This window comes from Aeromonas sp. ZOR0001 (assembly GCF_000801015.1).
In the GTDB taxonomy this organism is placed as follows: Bacteria; Pseudomonadota; Gammaproteobacteria; order Enterobacterales; family Aeromonadaceae; genus Aeromonas; species Aeromonas veronii.
This window is the reverse complement of the sequence record NZ_JRJY01000008.1, coordinates 53939-75907: the sequence shown is the minus strand read 5'-3', so window position 1 is coordinate 75907 and position 21969 is coordinate 53939. Positions and strand designations below refer to the sequence as shown.

General features: G+C 58.7%; 19 protein-coding genes. All 19 read right to left on the bottom strand.

The genetic code is table 11. The annotated features are described in order from the left end of the window. Positions 1–11 precede the first annotated feature (11 nt). Positions 12–332 carry a Dabb family protein gene (locus L972_RS01505; protein ID WP_047434698.1) on the bottom strand — a complete coding sequence of 107 codons (321 nt, stop codon included), beginning with the start codon at positions 330–332 and terminating at the stop codon, positions 12–14. Between the two features lie 34 nt (positions 333–366). After that, a complete protein-coding gene (locus L972_RS01500) occupies positions 367–4260 on the bottom strand; it encodes a YhdP family protein (protein WP_047434696.1) in 3894 nt (1297 codons plus the stop codon). Further along, the gene (gene rng / locus L972_RS01495; RefSeq protein ID WP_005340056.1) at positions 4261–5730 is read right to left on the bottom strand and encodes a ribonuclease G; all 1470 of its coding nucleotides are present in this window, start codon (positions 5728–5730) and stop codon (positions 4261–4263) included. 95 nt (positions 5731–5825) lie between these two features. Then, on the bottom strand, positions 5826–6413 hold the full coding sequence (locus tag L972_RS01490; protein ID WP_005340055.1) for a Maf family protein: 588 nt from the start codon (positions 6411–6413) through the stop codon (positions 5826–5828). Between the two features lie 2 nt (positions 6414–6415). After that, the gene (gene mreD / locus L972_RS01485; protein WP_005340054.1) at positions 6416–6901 is read right to left on the bottom strand and encodes a rod shape-determining protein MreD; all 486 of its coding nucleotides are present in this window, start codon (positions 6899–6901) and stop codon (positions 6416–6418) included. Further along, on the bottom strand, positions 6901–7791 hold the full coding sequence (gene mreC, locus L972_RS01480) for a rod shape-determining protein MreC (RefSeq protein ID WP_047434693.1): 891 nt from the start codon (positions 7789–7791) through the stop codon (positions 6901–6903). Before mreC ends, mreD begins: the two co-directional genes overlap by 1 nt. 42 nt (positions 7792–7833) lie before the next feature. Continuing rightward, positions 7834–8874, bottom strand: coding sequence for a rod shape-determining protein (locus L972_RS01475; RefSeq protein WP_005340051.1), 1041 nt, complete (start codon positions 8872–8874; stop codon positions 7834–7836). A 204-nt stretch (positions 8875–9078) separates the two neighbouring features. Next, complete coding sequence (locus tag L972_RS01470) at positions 9079–12741, bottom strand: DUF6701 domain-containing protein (RefSeq protein WP_162504348.1); 3663 nt, start codon at positions 12739–12741, stop codon at positions 9079–9081. Beyond that, positions 12741–13211 carry a hypothetical protein gene (locus L972_RS01465; protein WP_047434687.1) on the bottom strand — a complete coding sequence of 157 codons (471 nt, stop codon included), beginning with the start codon at positions 13209–13211 and terminating at the stop codon, positions 12741–12743. The genes L972_RS01470 and L972_RS01465 overlap by 1 nt, the downstream gene beginning before the upstream one ends. Beyond that, a complete protein-coding gene (locus L972_RS01460) occupies positions 13201–14130 on the bottom strand; it encodes a PilW family protein (RefSeq protein ID WP_139714650.1) in 930 nt (309 codons plus the stop codon). The genes L972_RS01465 and L972_RS01460 overlap by 11 nt, the downstream gene beginning before the upstream one ends. Further along, positions 14130–14690, bottom strand: a complete 561-nt coding sequence (locus tag L972_RS01455; protein WP_047434684.1) for a prepilin-type N-terminal cleavage/methylation domain-containing protein — start codon at positions 14688–14690, stop codon at positions 14130–14132. Before L972_RS01455 ends, L972_RS01460 begins: the two co-directional genes overlap by 1 nt. Continuing rightward, positions 14677–15165 carry a prepilin-type N-terminal cleavage/methylation domain-containing protein gene (locus L972_RS01450; RefSeq protein ID WP_047434682.1) on the bottom strand — a complete coding sequence of 163 codons (489 nt, stop codon included), beginning with the start codon at positions 15163–15165 and terminating at the stop codon, positions 14677–14679. Before L972_RS01450 ends, L972_RS01455 begins: the two co-directional genes overlap by 14 nt. A gap of 57 nt (positions 15166–15222) precedes the next feature. Beyond that, positions 15223–15654, bottom strand: a complete 432-nt coding sequence (locus L972_RS01445) for a prepilin-type N-terminal cleavage/methylation domain-containing protein (RefSeq protein ID WP_047434680.1) — start codon at positions 15652–15654, stop codon at positions 15223–15225. 14 nt (positions 15655–15668) lie between these two features. Then, a complete protein-coding gene (locus L972_RS01440; protein WP_052200014.1) occupies positions 15669–16340 on the bottom strand; it encodes a prepilin-type N-terminal cleavage/methylation domain-containing protein in 672 nt (223 codons plus the stop codon). A gap of 77 nt (positions 16341–16417) precedes the next feature. Continuing rightward, entirely contained in the window at positions 16418–16879 is a 462-nt protein-coding gene (locus L972_RS01435) for a hypothetical protein (RefSeq protein WP_047434675.1), read from the bottom strand. An 88-nt stretch (positions 16880–16967) separates the two neighbouring features. Next, the gene (locus L972_RS01430; protein WP_047434673.1) at positions 16968–18188 is read right to left on the bottom strand and encodes a type II secretion system F family protein; all 1221 of its coding nucleotides are present in this window, start codon (positions 18186–18188) and stop codon (positions 16968–16970) included. 3 nt (positions 18189–18191) lie between these two features. Beyond that, the gene (gene mshE, locus L972_RS01425) at positions 18192–19901 is read right to left on the bottom strand and encodes an MSHA fimbrial ATPase MshE (RefSeq protein WP_047434671.1); all 1710 of its coding nucleotides are present in this window, start codon (positions 19899–19901) and stop codon (positions 18192–18194) included. 74 nt (positions 19902–19975) lie between these two features. After that, the gene (locus tag L972_RS01420; protein ID WP_047434669.1) at positions 19976–21070 is read right to left on the bottom strand and encodes a tetratricopeptide repeat protein; all 1095 of its coding nucleotides are present in this window, start codon (positions 21068–21070) and stop codon (positions 19976–19978) included. Next, complete coding sequence (gene mshM, locus L972_RS01415) at positions 21067–21957, bottom strand: MSHA fimbrial biogenesis protein MshM (RefSeq protein ID WP_047434667.1); 891 nt, start codon at positions 21955–21957, stop codon at positions 21067–21069. The genes L972_RS01420 and mshM overlap by 4 nt, the downstream gene beginning before the upstream one ends. Between the last annotated feature and the right edge of the window lie 12 nt (positions 21958–21969).

Genomic DNA, 21969 nt, shown 5'->3' with positions numbered 1-21969 from the left:
CGCTTGGGCCATCAGACGGTGACAGCATCCCCCGCCTGCAGGGTGTAATCCAGTACAATGATTCGCTCCAGCACAGGACGGAAGATGGCCTTGAGGGCATCGTGATCCGGATGGGGCAGATAGCGCTGGCGGGCCGCTTCGTCGGCGAAGGTCATCAGTACGCTGTGGGTAAAGCCACCATCCCTCCCCTCCGGGCTGTCATTCTCCCCCCACTCCACGGCGGTCACGCCGCTGACCTGATGGGGAATGGCGAGAAAAGCGTTACGCACCGCGTCTATCCGGGCAGGCTGGGTGTCCGGCTTGAAGGCGATCAGCAGGATATGTCGGATCATGGCTCACTCCTTGTGATGGTGCCGGGCCGCTCGTTCAGCGCTGAGCGGGCCCCGCGTGTTTGGGGTTCAGCAGGAAAGGGGTCACCTCTTGGGTCGGCAGGCTGGGAGCAACGGCATCTACCGCCTCTTTCTGCTGCTGGTTGAGCTTGATGCGCGCGCGATCTCGTCCCGCCTCGATCAGCTTGGGTGCGTCGAGCGGGCCCGAGATGCGAAAATCGATGCGGGTCACCACATCCACCACCGGCTCCAGCAGTTTGGAGAGGGCCAGCACATAGAGACCCGTGACCGGCGTGATGGAGAAAGCCGCCACCACCGGCAGGGTGCCCCCCAGATTGGGGGAGAAGCTCAGCTCGTAGTCGAGCTGCCAGCGCACCAGATCGGCGATCCCCTCGCCGCGCAGGTTGCCTGCCGCCCCCTTCATATAGAAATCATCGTTGCTGACCTGCCCCTGCTTGATGGTGGCAGAGGCGGACATGGATTCGAAGTAGAATCCCTTGTCGAACACATCGCGAAAATCGAGCCGCAGCTTGCGCAGCAGGGAGTCGAGACTGAGCAGGGAGAGCAGCCGTGCCCCCTTGTCGTTGACCTCCCGCAAGGTGCCGCCCTCCAGCTGATAGTTGGCACTTCCCCCCAGAGTCGGCAGGCTCGGGCGATAGGGCACATCCTGCCAGTTCAGATCAAAAGCGAGGGAGCCGGGGGCATCGCCGATGGGCGAGGTGTAGCCGAGCCGTTTGAGCAGCAGCTCGCTGTTGTTGCTGGTCAGCTTGCCACGGGCACGGGTCTGCATCCGGTTGCCATCGGCCAGCCAGTCGACGCTGCCGGTGAGCTGACTCCCCGCCAGCCGCACATCCAGCCCCTTGAGTGTCACCTTGTTGGCGCCGGGCACCAGCTCCCCTTTCACTTCACCAAGAGGTAGCTCGCCAAAGCGGCAATCGACACAGCTCACCTTCAACCAGGGGATGGATGCCATGATGGCGTTATCCTGCTTGGCATCGGGATCCGGGCTGAGATCCGAACTCTTGCCAGACCAGTAGATGCGGGCAAACTTGGCATCCACCGGGCGATTGGCCACTGCGGGTAGGCGGATCACCCCCATCACGTCGGGACTGTCGATCATCACTTCGGTCGCCTGATTGGTCGGCCCCACGGTGAAACGCGCCGCCTTGAGGGTGGCACTGCCGATATAGGCGCGAGCCAGTTGCCCATCCACCCACCACTCCTGCGGCAGGAACGCGGGGCCAACCACCGCATTGCCAGTCTGGTTCTGCGCTGGCAACCACTGCTTGAGTCTGGCCAGCCAGCCACCGACATCGGCCTCCTGCTGGTTGATGGCAAGCAGCATGGGGGCATCGCGCATTACCCGGGCGCCCGGCTGACCCACATCGACCCGCACCCGACTGAGATAGGGCACCCCTTCGCCGTAGACCAGTCGGGTCTGCATATCCACATCGGCCCCCAGCACGGCACGAATGTCGGCGCTGCCATCCCGGCCACGGGCGATCACCTTGAGCGGCAGCCGGCTGGCGCTGCTCTTGGCCAGCGGCAGCGGCAGATCCAGTCCCATCCCCTGCAGGTTGGAGTCGAGCGCCAGCTGGAAGCTGAACGGTTTGCTCTCGGGCAGGGTCAGCCCCAGCTTGCCACCCCAGTTGCTGCGGCCGTTGAGAATGCCGTACGAGGCGATGGCCGCAGGCTGACGTCGGCTATCCCACTGCCCCTTGAAATCGAGGTCGACCTGATAGTGATCCGGATGCTGGCGCCCCTGATAGTCGAGGGTCAGCGGCTGGTTCCACAGGCTCGCCTTGAGGTTGTTGAAACGGGTCTGTTCGTTGTCATATTCAAGGCGCCCCTGCACCTTCTCCAGCGGCAGGTCCAGACTGGCGACCCGCACCTTGTTGTTGCTGAAGGTGGCATCGCCGCTCGCCTTCACCTCGCTCTCGCCATCGAGAGGAATATCGAGCTTGACCGAACCGGCCATCGGGCCGCGGATCTCGATCTCCCGCAGCGCCTGACCTACCGAACTGCCCAGCGGGGAATCCTGCAGGTAGTCGCTGATGGCCTTGCCCTCCCCCTGCACCTTGGCATCCACATAGAGGTGGGCACCGGGGGAGAGATCCGGGATCCAGGCATGCACCGAGTCGGAGCTCGCCTTGCCGAGTTTGGTGGAGCGGCTGCGCATATCGAGACCGGCATTCTGGAACAAGAGATCGATCTGCAGGTCGGTGAGCGGCTGCCAATCGGGGAAGAATTCGTAGGTGGCCTGCTCCAGCGGCACCGCCACCTGGAAGATGCCCTTGCCGTTGTCGTAGGGGAAATCCCGAAACTCCCCATACCAGAGCAGGTCGGCCCCCTTGGCCTTGCCCCCCTTGATGGCGCCGCTCAGGTAATCCACCAGCCCCTTGTCCATCGCCTGCAGCGGGAAGTAGCGATCCGCATGGCCCGCATTCTTCACATCGATGCGGCCGGTCAGGGCCAGGAAGGGGTGCTCGAACAGATCGAGGCGGAAACGGCTGGCCAGGGTCAGATCCGGGTTATCCAGCGCGATATCCTGCCCGTAGAGCACCCAGCCCTGTTCCTCACGCCACCAGTCGAGGCGGGCCGAGAAGTGGTCGACCGGGATTGGCACCTTGAAGTGACGGGCGGGATCCACCTTGTCGTTCGCCAGCGCCAGTCTGGCACTACCGCCGGTCGGGGTCAGCCAGAACTCGCCGTTGAGATCCTGCATCCCGGGTATATCCTGCCACGCCTTGAGGCGCACCTTGCTGAAGCGGCCACTGAGGGAGAGATCCTGCCAATCGGCATTGGCCAGCAGCGTCAGATCCTGCACCGCCCCCTGCGGATTGGTCTGGCGCAGGGTCTCGCAGAGTGTGGGGTAGAGCGCCGAGACCAGCTGACTGATCTGGGTGATCTTGTCGAACTCAATGCTGGGCAGATAGCCCTGCACCCGATCCCCGATCCGCTCCAGCTGCAAGCGGCTCTGCAACCAGGGTTTGCCGTCCAGCTTGAAGGTGACGTTGTGGCTGGCCAGTTGCCAGTCGGTGCCCTCACGGCGCAGCTGGATCTTGCCACCATCGAGGCCGAAACGGTGCATTTCCCCTTTCTTGGGATCCTTCCAGATCAGGTAGTTGTTGCCAAACGCCAGCAGGGTATTGCCCAGCTTGCCACTGTCAAACTCGCTCCAGAGCTGGAAGTCGAGCTGACCGGCAACCTTGGGTTCGCCCGCATGGATCTTGGCCAGGGTCGGGGTGATATCGAGCTGGCGGGCCCCCAGATAGAGTTGCCCCTTGAGGCGATCGAGCCGGGCAGTCGGGGCGTCCACATCCAGAATCAGATCGATGGTGCTCTCGCCCACCCCGTTGATGAGGTAAGCCTTGCCGACCCCCTGATGGCGCTTGCCACGGTTCTGCCAGCGCAGTTGGGCGATATCGAGGGCGCGCAGATCACCGAGGGAGGTGGTGACGCTGAGGCGGGTGTTGTGCACATCGAAGGTGGAGAGCTGGGTCAGCAGAAAGCGCAGCAGGGCGCCCTGCTGGGGATCGCCAGAGGGGCTCTCGTCAGCCGGTTGGCCCAAGTCGATGGTGATATCGCCATCGCTCAGGATCAGCTCGCCAAACACCGGCTTTAGCTCGTTAATGGTGCGCCAGAAGTCGAGATGCACCCAGGCTTTGCCGAGCTGTACGGCAAAACGCCCCGAATCCGGGGCGATGGCGAGTTGCTGCAGTTCGAGGGCGGGCCCGGACTGTGTCCAGTCCAGCCCCACTTGCTCCACGCTGACCTTGAGTTGTGAATCACCCAGCAGAGTGTGGATCAGACTCTCCCGGTATTGATTCAGCAAAGGGCCCCCGACCCGTACCAAGGTGACCAGCATGGCCATCAGTACGAACAGGACCCCCAGGGCCAACCAGCCCCGACTCAGCCAGCGATAGACCAATTACATCATCACCACGTCGAACTGCTCCTGACCACAGAGGGGTTCGCTCACTACCCGCACCTGCTTGCCGATGAACACTTCCAGCTCCGCCAGACTGTGGGACTCCTCGCCATGGAGATAATCGGCCACCGCAGGCGCGGCGTAGACAGTGAACTGATCCGCATCGTAGGCACGATTGACCCGGATGATCTCCCGCAGGATCTCGAAGCAGACCGACTCCACCGTCTTGACCCGGCCGCGCCCTTTGCACTCGGGGCACTCGGAGCAGAGCACATGCTCCAGACTCTCGCGGGTGCGCTTGCGGGTCATCTCCACCAGACCGAGCTGGGAGAAGCCGTTGACGTTGGTCTTGGCACGATCCTTTGACAGCGCCTGCTCCAGACTGTGCAGTACCCGACGGCGGTGATCCTCGGACTGCATGTCGATGAAGTCGATGATGATGATGCCGCCAAGGTTGCGCAGGCGCAGGTGACGGGCGATGGCCGCCGTCGCCTCGACGTTGGTATTGAAGATGGTCTCTTCCAGATTGCGATGGCCGACAAAGGCGCCGGTGTTGATATCCACCGTAGTCATGGCTTCGGTCTGGTCGATGATGAGGTAGCCGCCGGATTTCAGCTCTACCTTGCGCTCCAGCGCCCGCTGGATCTCGTTCTCCACGTCGTAGAGATCGAAGATGGGCGACTCGCCCGGATAGTACTCCAGCTTGCTGGCCAACTCAGGCACGTACTCTTCGGTGAAGCGCTTGAGCTGATCGAAGCTCTGGCGGGAGTCAACGCGGATCTTGTCGAGCTCGGCACCGACAAAGTCGCGCACCACTCGAAATGCCAGACTGGGATCCTCGTAGAGGATCTTGCAGGGGGGATACTTCTGCTTGCGCTCGAGGATCTTGCGCCACAGCCGTTTCAGGAAGGCAGCATCCTGCTCCAGCTCCTGCTCCCCCACCCCTTCGGCAGCGGTGCGGATGATGTAACCACCCAGCTCGTCCACATAGCCAGCTACGGTACGCTTGAGGCGCTCCCGCTCCGCTTCGGACTCGATACGTTGGGAGACACCGACGTGGGCACTGCCCGGCATAAAGACCAGATAGCGGGATGGCAGGGTGATATCGGTAGTGAGACGGGCACCCTTGGTACCCAGTGGATCTTTCACCACCTGCACCATGATGTCCTGCCCCTGACGCACCAGCTCGGCGATGTTACCGACCTGGAACTGCTCCTTCTCCTTCACCGCCACACACTCGGTGTGAGGGACGATATCAGAGGCGTGCAAAAAGGCTGCCTTGTCCATGCCGATATCGACGAAGGCCGCCTGCATGCCGGGCAGCACCCGGCTGATCTTGCCTTTGTAGATATTGCCGACAATGCCGCGCTTGGCCTGACGCTCTACATGCACTTCCTGCAGCAGACCGTTTTCGACCAGAGCGACCCGGGTTTCGGAGGGGGTAACGTTAACCAGCAGTTCTACCGACATAAGTAACCTTGCCTGTTCCAGTTTTGAATTCTATAGAGCCAATCCGGTACAACGCGCGCAAGGGAGAAACGCAGCAGAGCACAGCTGACGGGAAATTATTTGAGCTGTTCCAGATGATGCTTGATCAGCAGGTCTGTCTCCAGCAGGGGCAGGCCGACCACGGCGCTATAGCTCCCTTCGATGCGGCTGACAAACTTGCCGGCAATACCCTGAATGCCATAAGCCCCGGCCTTGTCACAGGGCTCACCGGTCTGCCAGTAGGCCTCGATCTCGGCCTCGTCCAGCTTGCGAAACGCCACGTTGGTGGTGACCAGACGCACGTCACAACGATCCTTGCTGGCCAGCGCTACCGCCGTCATCACCTGATGCACCTTGCCGGAGAGGGACTCCAGCATATCTTTGGCATCAAGCAGATCGGACGGTTTCTCCAGTACCCGGTCTCCCAGCACCACTATGGTGTCGGCACCCAGCACCGGCAACGCCGTCGGCGCACACGCCACGCCCGCCATCGCCTTGTCACGGGCGAGGCGGCAGACATAATCCTGCGCCTTTTCACCCTCTTCCCGCTGCTCGGGCACATCCAGTTTCAGCACCTCGAAGCGGTAGCCAATCTGGGTCAGCAGTTCACGGCGACGGGGAGAAGCCGAGGCGAGATAGAGTTGTGGTTCGTTGTTTTTGTTCATATTTACCTGATATTGAAGCGGCGCCGCACCTTGCGCAGCACCAGAAACACCCAGGGCCATATTAGCATCGTCGTCAACGTCGACCAAAAGTAGGAGAAGTTGAGACTGGCCTGGCTGAACAGATGCTCGGCCCAGAATACCGTCATTTTACCCACCAGCGAGAGGCCACCGATGATCAGTGCCTGCTGCCAGAGGGAGAAGTTGCGGATCTTCTGGAACTGGAAGGCCGCCAGATAGGTGGTGATGGCCATCGCCATCGCCCGCACGCCGAGGGTACTGCCAAGCAGCACATCCAGCAGCAGGCCCGCCACCCAGGCGGTGCCGACGTTGGTCCGGTGCGGCAAGGCCAGCGCCCAGTAGATGAGCACCATGGCCAGCCAGTCCGGGCGGAAGGGGTCAAATTCGAAAGGAAGCGGCAGGATCGACAGGCTCAAGGCCAGCAGGATCGAGATCCAGATCCAGATCCTGCCGCTGGCGGGTTCTAGCATCAGCGGGTGGCTCCTGCGGCGGACGCAGCGGGAACCGCCCGTTCGCCATCCTCATCATGTACTTCAGGCTTCTTGTCGGTCCACAGCAGCAGCAGATAACGCAGTCTGTCCAGCTCCACCAGCGGCTTGGCCTCGACCTGGGCGAAGGGCTTGCCCTCCACATACTCGGAGCGGGTCACGGTCGCCACCGGATAACCTTCCGGGAAGCGGCCACCCAGACCCGAGGTAACCAGCAGATCACCCACCTGAATATCGGTGTTGCGCGGCAGGTTGCGCAGCTCAAGCTTGTCGAGCTCACCACTGCCGGAAGCAATGGCGCGCAAGTCGTTGCGCAGCACCCGCACCGGAATGCCATGGCTGGAGTCGGTGATCAGCAGCACGCGACTGGTGGTGGAGCCCACGTGGAGCACCTGACCAATCACACCCTGATCGTTAATCACCGCCTGACCGTTGTAGACGCCATCCAGCGCCCCCTTATTGATCAGCACCTGATGGCTGAAGGGGTCGGAGTCCACCGACAGCAGCTCGGCCACCATCTTGCGGGACTCCTTGTGCACCGGCGAGCCCAGCAGCTCACGCAGCCTTTGGTTCTCGTGTTCCAGCTGATCCATTTTGAGCAGACGGGCCCGCAGAGTGAACAGTTGCTGCTCCTGCTGCTTGGTCTGCTCGATGAGATCGGCGCGGGTCTGCACCTGGGTCGACATGGTGTCGAGCAGGGTACCGGGCGCATTGGCCATGTATTGCAGGGGACTGACTAACGAACTGAGGTAGACGCGGACATGGGTAAACACACCGAAGCGGGAGTCCGCAACGATGGCAGCGATGGAGATGATGACGGCGAGAAACAACCGTAACTGAAGCGAAGGGCCTCTACCAAAAATGGGTTTCATGGGTCGTCAAAAAAGAGCCGGCACGCTGGCCGGCTTTGGGTCTTATTCGTAGTGGAACAGATCGCCACCGTGCATATCGATCAGCTCCAGCGCCTTGCCGCCGCCACGGGCCACACAGGTGAGGGGATCTTCGGCCACGACGACAGGAATGCCGGTCTCTTCCATCAGCAGACGGTCGATATCTTTCAGCAGTGCGCCACCACCGGTCAGCACCATGCCGCGCTCGGAGATGTCGGAAGCCAGTTCCGGCGGAGACTGCTCCAGCGCCACCATGACGGCAGCCACGATACCGGACAGCGGCTCTTGCAGCGCTTCCAGGATTTCGTTGGAGTTGAGAGTGAAGCTGCGCGGTACACCTTCAGCCAGGTTGCGACCACGGACTTCTATCTCGCGCACCTCTTCGCCCGGATAGGCGGAGCCGATCTCGTGCTTGATGCGCTCGGCAGTCGCTTCACCGATCAGGCTGCCGTAGTTGCGACGGACGTAGCTGATGATGGCTTCGTCAAACTTGTCGCCACCGATACGGACTGACTGGGAGTAGACCACACCGTTCAGGGAGATGATGGCCACTTCAGTGGTACCACCACCGATATCAACCACCATGGAACCGGTCGCTTCGGATACCGGCAGGCCGGCACCGATGGCAGCAGCCATAGGCTCATCGATCAGGTAGACCTCACGGGCACCGGCGCCCAGTGCGGACTCCTTGATGGCGCGACGCTCAACCTGGGTTGAACCGCACGGTACACACACCAGCACGCGCGGGCTGGGGCGGAAATAGTTGTTGTCGTGAACCTGTTTGATGAAGTGCTGCAGCATCTTCTCGGTCACGTAGAAATCGGCGATCACGCCGTCTTTCATCGGGCGGATTGCGGAAATGTTGCCCGGGGTACGGCCCAGCATCTGCTTGGCGGCATGACCGACAGCAGCGACCGATTTGGCGTTCCCGCGCTCTTGGCGAATGGCGACAACTGAGGGTTCGTTAAGGACGATCCCTTGATCTTTTACATAGATCAGGGTGTTGGCAGTTCCCAAATCGATCGACAGATCGTTGGAAAAGACGCCTCTGAGCTTTTTGAACATGGCTACGGGAAATCCTAAGAATTTGGAGGTGCAGAAAACCGGCTAACTTTACCAATGCCCACCCCAATGGGCAAGCGCTCAAACTGTCGCCAATCAATCAGGCGCGACAAAAATGCGAGTCATCACTCACTCGCACACGCTTGCAAACACTAATAAACAAGGATTTAGGGGGATGCTGTTGAGCCATTCCCCCTTTCACATCATTCAGTGCAATACTTCGCGCCGATAAATAATTCTGTCATTACCCCGGCTGGAGCCGAAAATGGCCTCACCTTGCAGGTTGCCGTCATTAGCACTCGTTGGGTCAGACAACCAGAGGGGCTGCGACGGCTGTTTTGCCAATTCGACCTTGTAGGGAATGCGCACCGAGATGTCCGGCTTGGCAAAGTGGAACAAGATCTCCCCATCTTTCGCCAGTGCAGCATCCCCACCCGGTGCCGAACTACCCAACCCCAGCTTTATCTTGCGACCCGCTCCCAGATTCAGCTCGCGAGTCGCCGCATCAAAGGTGTGACTCGGATTGAGGAAAGTGAACCCCTGATTGGCCAAAGAGAGCTGGGTACATTGATCTTCCTTGTTTTGCAGCCAGTTGCCCGCTTCGTAATATTGCATCTGCAGTGGAATGGCCAGCGGCGCCGAGGCAAGACCCGCCGCCGTGCCCGCCTGCAAGCGGCCGTACAACAGCTTTTGAGTACCCAGCAGCACCGCATTACACCCCGATCCGGAACATGTCCCAGCGACAGCAGTATTCATATTTGGATTAGCCAACAGTGTATTGCCGCCATCCTTATCATCGACTTTGAGACCAAAGCTCAACGTGGCGAAAGGTGCTTCTGGACTCGCTGCACGATCAAAGCGGGTATTCAGCCCCAAAGGTGACTGCTGATTAACGCTCGCAATACCACTTGCCCAGCTGAGCGAGGGAGATAGTGTAATACGCTTGTCACGCGCAACCCCATCCAGAGCATTGGCAGCCACCATCTCAGCAACCCCTTTAGCGAACGCCCCCTTATAGTTTTCTGTCGTCCCTTTCTGCAGATTGCGTGCAGTGAGGACAAAACCACTGACAAAGGGCTGGCTCATATATGTAAAGGCATTGCAGGCAGGCGTGATAAAACCATTACTCAAACTGTAATCCCAAGGTACGAAACGACCGATGGGTACGCTCCATCGCAACACAGTCTCAAGTTGGGGTAATTCATCCTGATAAGCGGGATAAGGCACAAAATTGCTGACGCCTAACCGGATCACCCCGACCTCAGACCAATTCGCCGTCACGTTTGCTTCCCCGCTCGCCAACGTGATCGCTGTCGGCGAAAATGCTCCAGTGCCGCCAGCTGCAGGCGCTAACAGCGCCCAAGAGACCGCCTTATTACTGGTCGCAAAGCCAGGGGTTAGCTGATCCTGCTCATTCAGGGCTCGCGCTTGCAGAGTAAAGGACTCTCCCGCTTTACGATAGACAGGGCATGCTGCATATGTGTTGTCGTTACTGCCCGAGCAGCCACTTTGTCCTTGTGCCTGGAGTGCGATCGCTTTAGGAATCACAGCAACCGTATCACTACCGGTCAGCTTAAGGGTGCCGGTGACATCATTCTTCTGGAAAGTAGCATCCAGTCGCAACACCCCCGCATCCGGGTACTGTACGGTCAGTTGACCCACCCCATCACTGTTAAACGCAACCTTAACGTTTCCTGATGGCGCGAGCGTGGTGCTATTGACCGTCGGCACGGCAGTGCTGCTCTCAGAGACGACCTTGCTCGAGGTAAATTGGAGAGTCTGATCTCCAGTCAGTAAGGGCACGCATACCTTGGTCGCCCCCACATCGTTTGATTTGATGGCGCGGATCGAGGTGACTCCCGAGGTACCGGCATAGAAGGTGGGGACATTGAAACGCAGTGCAGCATCGGCAAACGGGAGCGTGCAATATTGTTTAGCAGGCCCCAATGAACCGGACCGACATAAGGTATCACTCTGCGGCCGCAGTGGCGGAGTCGAGCTGGACACGCCCATAGTGATGGAACTGGCCGAATAATTACTTAGCATCACCTTAGTGGTGCCGCCAGTTATAGTGACAACACCATTATTCACGTTATTTAAACCACTACCTGACGACCAACCACCATTCGTAAAGGGGTTAGGAGTGAGCGCTGCCGTAACAGTACCCGACATTAGTTGTGAACAATCCTCATTGGCACAAGCTTTAATTGTGATCTCTTCAGGCTGGCAGGTGATTGCCTGCCCTGAATGAGCGAATTCGAAATGATGTACTTGAACCCCGACCGGATTCACTTTCAATGCACATATCTTTACGTTATCAATATCATGTATATTGTTTGAGCCACCTGTTGAGCCGGTGAACGAAAGGTAAAAGTTTTCTGGTATAGGTGACTGACCTAAACCATTAGCGGTAGCATCAAATGTAGGTATCCCAGGCACTGCTGCATAACCAGCACCAGTATTTCGATCTATTGACACCATGGTTTTATTTCCCGAACGGGAATCTACAGTCAAACGGTAGCGATGGGGGGGATTAGGGTAATTATTGCCATTGTGGATCGACGGGTTCAAGGTCGGTGAACCATAAAGATAGCGATATCCAGTTGTAGCAGAGCCAGAACCTCGAATAGCAATTGAATTCTTGCGGCGAGTTTGATTATTACTACCGCCTTCTGCAGAAAAGTTACCAAATTCGTCAATGCCAACACCCAACCAGCCACCTGCGAATCCGGGTGCAGCACTGCCTTTATGGCCATACCCCAGCGGTCCACCAAATGCCCCTGGTTGAGGGGTTATCTTGGCGTCTGACAACACCATGGCAATACCATCTGCACCAGTGCCACCATAAGCGGAATGATCGAACTCTACCGTCACCAAGTTATTAGCAGCAGGAAATAACTTAAGGTAAGTCAATGAGGTAGCTTGGTCATTCTTATTTTCAGTTAAACGCAAACGCCCCTCTTTAATTGAAGGGGTAAATGGACCTTTACTGGTTTTTACCACCCATTCTGGTTTGAGTGATGATGAATCAAAATTATCATTGAAGCATTGCAGTTTTGGCTGTCCATCATCATATATAACTTTACTACTACTTTGCATTGTAACATTTTTTGCACTAAGACGCCCAGTTAATACAACTTGCTCCTGCAACACCGCATCTCCTGCGACATAATAGCTGCCCTGAACATTGGCATTTCCTTTCACATATAGGGCACCACCAACGAATATATCCATGTCGCTCGCACCAGTGAATACTGAGTCCCTTTCAATAGTGAAATCACCTCTGACATAAAAACTTGTCTGACCAGAGCCGACTAGTGTTACCACCCCAGAATTAAGGTAAAAATCACCATCGATAATATATGTTTTACCCGCAGTCAAAACCAAGCTGGAGTTATTAAAAAGGGTCACTCCTTTTAATACGTATGCTGTATAACTGTCCGACACGTTCATCGCACCATCATTCAAAGTGACGGGCCCTATATCCCAACGCGTAGAGCTCACTCTCAGACCATAATTTACAGTAGTTCCTAACGTCACGGTTGGTAGCACCCATGGTGCAATAGTGTAACTTTTTGCATCTGTGCTACTAAGCATGCTTGGCGCTGAACGGACTTGACTAGCGATATTTGTTATAAGGCACTTACCTATTCCACATGCTTGATCATGCATCTCCCATTCATTCTTCAAACGTCTAAAGCAGACATCCTGAGAGTTATAATTTTCAATTTTTGCATTTTCTTGCATGTAAAGAGTTCCTCCGGTGGAGTAACTCTGAATTGGTCCGGGGAAAATGCTGTTGCAATCAATTGCAGCCCAAACTGGTGAAACCATGATGTATAAGCAAATGATCAGAAATAAATTGCGCATCAGGGAGTTCCTCCATCATAAGCTTCGGCCATCAGGGTTCGGCTCACTACAAAATCAGGATTGGCACTGCTAAGGTCGGAGCTGCCACAGGTTCCGACACTCTCGAGACGGTAGCCCGTGTTGCTCTGGTTGTTATAGGTCACCGGTACCTCCCGGCAGCTAACCACAACCTGACAACCAGCCAAACCGATGTTGTCATTAAACTGCTGTGTGGCAAGTACCAGACCACAACGATTAGGTGATGACACAGCCGGTCTGTTAGGGAATAGCTGATATAGAGCAATCTCCAGCCCGCTCTGGGCGGCCAGCAGGGCACGCACGCTGCGCACCTCCACCGTATTTTTCTCACCACTATCGACCAGAAAACGGCCCATGGCAGCCGCCAGCAGCGCCATCACCACAATAACAAACAGGGCGATCATCAAGGCACTGCCTCGCATCCGTCCGAAAGCGTGTGGATCAGGGCACATTGAACACCTCTATCTTGTGGTTAAAGGTGACCGACTCCCCCTTGCGCTCGAAGACAAAGCGCATACCAAACTCCCCTTCGGCGTTAAACGCCGAGGTTTCCCTATAGAAGGTGCCATTACGAAGGGAGTCCGCCATCAACACGCCCTGTGCAGGTAAGGGTCCCCCAATGGGCGCGGTAGCGCGGGTCAGCGCGTTTCCTTCCACACAGTAACGTACCTGCTGGTTGGCAAAGTAGACCCGGCTGCCGGGAGAGAGGCCCGTCAGACTCTCGGCACTGGTATAGCGGATGGTTTGCGCTCCGGATACGGGCGTCAGCACATCCGTAACCCTGGCTACGCAGCGGCCATAATCGCAGCCTGCCGTAAGCGAACCGACATTTTTGTCCGGCACGGGGAATACAATCAGCTGATCGTCTTTTTTAACGGCGGTGGCATCCACATCCAGCGGATTGGCAGCAGAAGCCGGGGTCGCCATCACCAGCTCAAGGGTGGCCGTGCTCCCCGACATGGCGCGGTTAAGTGCCAGATAGCGGCTCGAGGTGCTGATGGGCCAGAACCGCAAACAGGCACCGGTGTCGTCCCATGTCCCGCCAGTCGTCTCGATCCGCTCCGAGCCCGGCACCGCATCGCGCAGTTCGCGGTTAAGCCGCTCCATGGCGAAGCGGGCATCGCTCATCAGCTGCTCACGGCTGCTGGCATCGCCATAAATCTGGGTACCGATACCGATAAACTGGCTGGTAAAGGTCGCCATTATCCCGAGCAGCAGGATGACCATCACCAGCTCGACCAAGGTAAAGCCACTGTTACCCCGAGGTTTGCGGTAGGTTCGATTGGCCGCCAAGCGTGATCGGGTGCCGGAATTGGCTAAGAGTGCGAATATTCTGGCAGACAGGCAACACTCGACAGAGGAGCGATCCATCAGTAGTTCCCCCGGTAGAAGGAGAAATCGAGTACGCTCTGATCCGGTAGCTTGATCTGCAGATCAATACGCTTGCCCACAGAGCAGGGGGCGACACAACTCTTGAAGGTGCCGTCGCTGAAATCGGCTCCACTCACCGCAATTTTCACCTGATAGTTGCGATACTCCTCGCTACTGACTCCCACCTCAGTTTGGGTCAGCGTGTTGGCATCCACCCAGCTACCTGCGGTATCGAAATCATCCACATCGTTATAGGCATAGGATGCGGGCTCGCCATCCGGACCATAACTGGTGGAGCAGGAAGAGATGGTCACCCCAGCCACCTGCTCGCCACAACGATAACGACCACCGTTATGATCCGAATGTTCATCAAACGACTTTTGCAAGATCTCGCCGGAGAGGCGCTGGGCCAGCTGGGCGGCCCGCACCTGCTGCACCGGGTCTACCGCCTGAGGTGCCTGATTGATAAGCAACCCCAAAATGCCAGTCAAGGCCACCGCCAGCAGCACTATGCCAACGATCAGCTCAATCAGGGTGAAACCACGCTTAAGGGATCTCATGGATATATCCCTCTGACTCAATCTGGATACGGCTGGTTTCGCGACCATCACTCACCAGCAAGGTACAACCGGTGGCGCAGCTGCCTAGCGGTCTGCCCATCTGATCGAAGCGCAGCACGAAGTTGTTGCTGTTATTGAGGGAGATAGACATACCGGCAGAGGGGGTCACCAGCCGACCACGGGTGCGCAGATTGTCGGTCCAGCCACTGCTCAGATCATCGCTGGCAGGACACGCAGCATAAGTACGGTGGGCAAAACGGGGGGAGGCAACCACCAGCTGGGTGCAGCGGTTGGCGGGCTCATGCATATTGACGGTCTGCACCAGCCGCAAGCGGGTCAGCAACTCGTCACGTACGCTTTGAGTTTCAAAGCCGCCTTTGCCCAGCCATTTGGGCACGGCAAAGGCGGCCAGAATCCCGAGTAACAGGATCACCAGTACCAATTCAATCAGGGTAAAGCCCTTGGTTGCAGGCATGGGACTTCTCATCAGGGAAAAGAGAAAGCGAGGCCGAAGCCTCGCTTGGTCGAACAATCAGTTACTACAACCACTGACATCAACACTAAAGGGATCATTCTCTGATGCCTCATTGTATTTGACTTGGCAATTAGCGTTATTGCCTGCAGCAGCAGGCTTGAAGGTCCCTTTGGATGCAGATACTTCATCCCATCCATCTAAGGTAACTGCGCTTGCGATGGTATCTGCTGTCGGATAGCCAAACTTAGCCTTAACAGTAGTTCCCGCAACAGATACAGCAGCAGAAGACTTTTCGATCCCCTGAATTGCAGCTTTGCTGTAAACTAGGTTGGCCGCACTTTGCAAGGATGCCTTAACCCCATCAGCAGCAGCTTGACGTGCATCATCCTGCAGATTCAGGAACTTGGGTGCAGCGGTAACCGCCAGAATACCCAGAATGATGATCACGATAACCAGTTCGATCAGGGTAAAACCCGCCTGTTTTTTCATTTCACTTTCCTCTGTTAATTAATATTTGTGGTCACCTGACCGGATGCCGGGCGGTAACTGAAACTCATAAATGCATCAGTCTTGCCTTGCGGATCCTGATACTTGCCATCACGGCCCTTACTCAAACTATTGACCAAATAGTAACGGCAGACCGAATCCAGTCCATTACTGCTCACTGTGGCATAGTATTTCAGGTCATTGCCGCTACCGCGCACTTCATTGAAGCTGGCCGTAGCCTTGGGCGGGTTTTGCAGTAACCCCTCCCAAATATTGAGACAACGTTCGGCGGTCAGATTAGCGGGATCCACATCGGGATTACCGCTTGCAACGGTATCCATGGGATAACCGGGCGACAGCTCTCCGTTGCTGATCTGGGTATCGCTCGGAGTGGTCAGATAGAAGCGGCTGCCGTCATAGAGCACGGTATTGAGGCTGTCCTGTTTGGCGCGACCTTCCGCCTCCCATTGCGCCCGCACCAGCGAAACGCCGGTAGCAAAACCGCCGGAGACTCCCTCGACGCTGGCCTTTTTCGCTTCATCGGTCACATCGAGAAAGCGTGGCAGCGCAGTCACCGCCAGGATCCCCAGGATCACGATAACGATCACCAGCTCAATGAGGGAGAAGCCGGCAGACCGTCTCCTCATCCCGTTTTCCGGCATTGTTGGTGCCATTGGTTTCATTGTCATGCTCCCTCCGTAATGCCCTACATTATTTCATGCAGGCCCAAAAAAATCATGTAGTTGGGTCATATGATTAGTTTCATTCAAGGCTTTTTCATCACCCGCCCGTCAGAAAACTGATAAACCAACCAATAACCATCCCACCCCATCTCGCAACCACTGCCATCGGGGCGGGCCAGAACCTGCAGGGGAGGCATGCCCCCCTTCGTCTCACCCATCAGTGCCAGCCACAACTGACGGCAATTTTCCGAAGGGGATTGCAGCGGCACTAACCCCAGGGGCCACCCTCGGGCATCAAACTGCCACCCCTTGCCGGCGACATGCAGTGTCTGCGGGCGCCGCTCATCGAGCCAAATGCCGTGCAAACGCTGTGCCCGCTCGGCAAATTGCTCCCCCAGCAAGGTGAGAGTGAGCTGCTGCGCCTCTTCCCGGTGGCCCTGATAGCTACGCACCAGGGTCGCCACGATCACCATCAGCAGGATGATCACGGCGATCCGCCTATATCCGGTCAGCCAGCGATCATCCTGCTGCGTCTGTCTGTTCATCCAGCCCTCGACTCCACCGCTCACTTGCCTCTTACGGCTCGCATCATGTCCCACCACTCAGGCGTGAAGATATCCAGTTCCAGCAAGATTACTTGCCGCGAACAGCGCGCATCATGTCCCACATCGGTGTGAAGATACCCAGCGCCAGGATCAGCACCATCACCGCCACGATCCCGATCAGGATCGGCTCGATCCGTGCGGTGAGACTCTTGAGGTCATAATCCACTTCCCGCTCGTAATACTCGGCCGCTTCATGCAGCAGGTCATCGACCTGACCGGTCTCCTCCCCCACGGCGATCATCTGCATCACCAGCGGCGTAAACAGGCCGCTGCTGCTGGCTGTGCGCAGCAGGCTCTCGCCCCGCTCGATACCGGCGCGCATATCCCTCACCCGCCCCGCCATCCAAGCGTTATCCACCGCATCGGCCACTAGCGTCAGTGCCGTGTTCAGCGGCACCCCGGCTTTGAGCATCATGGAAAAACTGCGGGCAAAACGGGCCAGCAGGGAGCGCTCGATGATGGTGCCGACAATCGGCAATTTGAGCTGCCAGCGGTGCCAGGTCAGCTTGCCCTTGGTGGTGGCGACCCAGCGGCGCCAGCCAAACACCATCCCCGCCAGAATGGCGAGCAGCAACCACCAGTAGTGGACGAAAAAGTGGGAAGTCGCGAGCAGAATGCGAGTCGCAAGCGGCAACTCCACCCCGAATTTGGCGAACATGCCGGCAAACACCGGGATCACCATGATATTGAGGATCACCATGGCGATACCGATGGCGATCATCACGAAGCTGGGGTAGCGCATGGCGGTCTTGATCCGCTTGCGGGTCTCCAGCTCCAGCTCGAAATAGTTCGCGAGCTGCAAGAAGGACTCTTCCAGCTGACCTGTGTTCTCACCCACATGGATGATGGCGACAAACAGGCTGCTGAATACCTTGGGGTGCGCCTGCATCGAGCTCGACAGCGGACGACCGTTGCCGAGATCTTCCCCCAGCGAGTGCAGCGCCCGTTTGAGCGGCTTGCTGTGAGTGCTCTCCTCCAGCCCGGCGATGGCGCGCAGGATCGGGATCCCGGCCCGGGTCAGGGCATACATCTGGCGGCTGAAGATCACCAACTCATCCAGCTTGACGCCCCCTTCCAGCAACAGTGACCAGTCGATGGCAGCGGATTTGGCCTTGCCCGGTTTGAGCTCGGTGGGCATCACGCCACGGCGCATCAGCTGCTCGGCGGCCGCCATCTCGTTGGCCGCTTCGACCACGCCACTGGTGGCGTTGCCCTGGCTGTCACGCCCCTTGTAAGCAAAGTTAGCCATCGCTTACCCCAAATCCTCGGCCAGTCGCAGCACCTCATCCACCGAGGTGATCCCCTGACGGGCATAATCGAGGGCTGTGAGGGCCAGCGGCCGATAGTGTTCATGTTGACGGGCCGCCTTGGCGAACCCTTCCGCATCGTTGCGGCGCAGGGCATCCATCATCGGCTGATCCAGCTCCAGCAGCTCGTAGACCCCGATCCGGCCGGAATAACCGGTAAAGTTGCAGCTCTGGCAACCCCGGCCCTTGTGATAGGTGTGTTGGCCGGGCGCCTCGCCGGAGAGTACGGTGAGCCAGGTGGCCTGCCCTTCGTCGGGCGCCTTCTCCTCAACGCAGTGCTCACATACCCGCCGCACCAGCCGCTGGGCGACCACCGCCCGCAGGGCGCTCGCCACCAGATAGCCGGGCGCCCCCATGTCGATGAGGCGCAAGGCACTGGTCACCGCATCGTTGGTGTGCAGGGTGGTCAGCACCAGGTGACCTGTGATGGCGCCACGCAAGCCGATCTCCACCGTCTCGTTGTCCCGCATCTCCCCCACCAGCAGGATGTCCGGATCCTGACGCAGGGTGGAGCGCAGCACGTTGGAGAAGGTGAGGCCGATCTTGGAGTTGACCTGCACCTGATTGACGCGGGAGAGACGATACTCCACCGGGTCTTCTACCGTGATGATCTTGTTGCTGGACTGGTTGAGCTCGGAGAGTGCGCCATAGAGGGTGGTGGTCTTGCCGCTACCGGTCGGGCCGGTCACCAGAATCATCCCGTGCGGGCGTTTGAGCTGGCGACGGAAACGGGTCAGGATCTCCGGCGGCATCCCGGTTTCGGTCAACGACAAGATGCCGGAGGATTGATCCAGCAGACGCATCACCACAGACTCGCCATACTGCACCGGCATGGTGGACATCCGCACATCCACATCGCGACCGCGCACCTTCATGTTGAAGCGGCCATCCTGCGGCAAGCGCTTTTCGGAGATATCGAGCCCCGCCACCAGCTTGAGGCGCAGCACCAGCGCCTGGGCGATACGCACCTCGTTGAGGATGTTCTCGTGCAGAATGCCGTCGATCCGCTGGCGAATACGCAGCACTTTTTCGTCCGGTTCGATGTGGATATCCGACGCCCCCACCTGCACCGCATCCTCGAACAGGGAGCGCAGCAGCTTGGCCACCGTCGCCTCCCCCTCGTCGTTGGCCCCTAGGTTACTGGAGCCCAGCTCAAAGCCGGAGTCCTGATACTCCTCCTGCAGCTGTTCGGCGAAACTTTCAATCTCGCGGGTACGGCGATAGAGGCGGTCGAAATACTCCAGCAGCTGCCCTTCCCGCGCCACCGCCAGCACCATAATGCGCGGGCTGAGCAGGGCGGCGATGGCATCCAGTGCGCTCAGATCCGCCGGATCCGACATCGCCACCGTCACCTTGTCGTCGGTAAGGTTGACCGCCAGCGCCCGATAACGGCGCGCCTGCACTTCGGGCAGCAGCGGCACCGCGGCGGCGTCGATGGTGAGGTTGTTGAGATCGAAGAAAGGCACATCCAGCTGGCGGGCGAGGAACTGCAACAGCTGCACCTCGCTGATAAAGCCGAGGTCGATGAGGGTGGTGCCCAGCTTGCGGCCGGTCTGACGCTGCTGCTGCAAGGCAAGCTGCAGCTGATCATCAGAGATGATCTGCTCTTGTACCAGCAGGTCGCCGAGGCGCATTTTCAGTCTGGGTTGTGCCATGTTTGCTCCGATCTCTGTTACTTCACACCCGTTGCCGCATCCGATTAGGCTTTGCTAATCGAACCTGCTGTTTATCAAGGGGTTAGTTGGCCAATTCGTTGTTCCAGCCAGTTGGTCGACGCCTCGCCGAGGTTGCCGTGCAGCAAGGCGTTGCGATAGGCATCGAGCGCCCGCTGGCTGTGGCCCTGACCATCCTCGGCCACGCCGAGGCCAAGCCACCAGCGGCCCTGATCCGGCTGCTGACGCAGCAGCTTCACATAGAGCGCCGCCGCATCGGCATTCTGGCCCAGCTCCTGAGTCAGCCCGGCCCAGGTGGCGTAGTAGTCCATGTTGCTGGCGAGATCCGGCTGATAACCGGACAACCAGCCAAGCGCCTGCTGCTGCTGCCCCTCGCTGATGGCAAGGCGGGCCAGCAGCAGGCGAAAATCGGCCTGCTGGGGATCGAGCCGGATCCCCTCTTCCAGCAGCTGACGCGCCTCGGTCAGGCGGCCCTCGCCGTAGAGCAGCCCCGCCAGCTGCTCGCGCGCCCCCTGGTTGTAGGGATCGTGGGCCAGCACCTGATAGTAGTTGTCCTGCGCATCCCGCAGGCTTCCCTTGGCCATGGCGGTCGTCGCCTTGCGCTCCGCCAGTGCCGCCAGCTCCTTGGCCGACAGCTCGACCGTCTCGATCTTCAATACGCTCGGCTTGCGCGGCACGCTGGCGACTGCCTGCTGCTCTGCCGCCAGTTCGGCGTAAAGCTCGGGCTGCAGCTCTTCATCGGTCGGCTCGGACTCGTCAACATCGCTGGAGGCGTCAAAGGGCGCCCCATAGGCCGTATCGCCAGAGTCATGCTCCCCAACCTCATCATTCACCTCATCCTGACTTGGCAACGGCAGCGCGGCCGCCACCTCGACCGGCTCGGGCTGGCTGACCGGCGCGGCGGCCCTTGCCACCACATCGGGAGTCACCGCATCGGGAGCTAGCACTTCACTGGCAGCCGTCACGGTATGGGTCTGTTGCCAGTAGCTCCAGGTTCGCCAACCGAGGATCCCCAGTGCCAGACCGCAGATCAGGGTCAGCAGCAACATCCACCATCCCTGCTGGGGCGCAGGGGCAATATAGACGGCAGTTCCCTCGGCGCCTTGCTGGCGCCTGTCCAGATCTTTCAGCATCTGGTTGATAACGCTCATGGCCAGACTCCATAAGCCAGGGCGCACCCCAGCAACAGTAACAGGGGCCACCAGCGCCGTGGTGCAAAGTGGCTGGCATCGTCGGTATCGCGAATGGCGAGCCGTACCAGACGGCTATCGATCTGGCGCACACCCTGACCATAGGCCAGCATCAGGCACTTCTGCGCCAGGATATTGATCAGTCTCGGGATCCCTCGCGATGCGCGCCACAACAGGCGCATGGCTCGACCTGCAAACAGCGGAGCCCCGCGATACCCGGAGACCTGCAATCTGTGCTCCAGATAGGCGCGAGTCTCGTCAAAACGCAGCGGCCGCAGGCTGTAGGAGAAGCCAATCCGCTGGCGCAGTTGGCGCAGATGCGGCTTGGCCAGTCTGGCATCCAGCTCCGGCTGACCGAACAGCACGATCTGCAGCAGCTTGCTCGATTCGGTCTCGAGATTGCCGAACAGGCGGATCGCCTCCAGCGTCTCGTCCGGCAGCGCTTGCGCCTCGTCGATCAGCACCACCACCCGACTGCCCTGCTGGTGCAGGCTGATCAGGTGACGATGGATACGATCGGTCAGATCCAGCTCGCTCTGATCCCGTACCGCCAACCCCAGCTCCAGCGCCAGCGCGATGCGCAGCTCGGCCGGAGTGAGGTGGGGATTGGGCAACCAGGCAAGCCGCACCGGACGCGCTTCCGAGCCCAGCTCGCTGAGCAACTTGCGGCAGAGCAGGGTCTTGCCTGTACCCACCTCGCCGGTCACCTTGATAAAGCCCTCCCCCTGCGCCAGCGCCCAGTTAAGCACCTGCAGCGCCTCTTCGTGAGGCGGTAGGCCGTAGTAGAAGCCGGTATTGGGAGTGAGGCTGAACGGCGCCTCCTGCAGGCCGAAGTGGGTCAGGTACATGAGACCTCACCT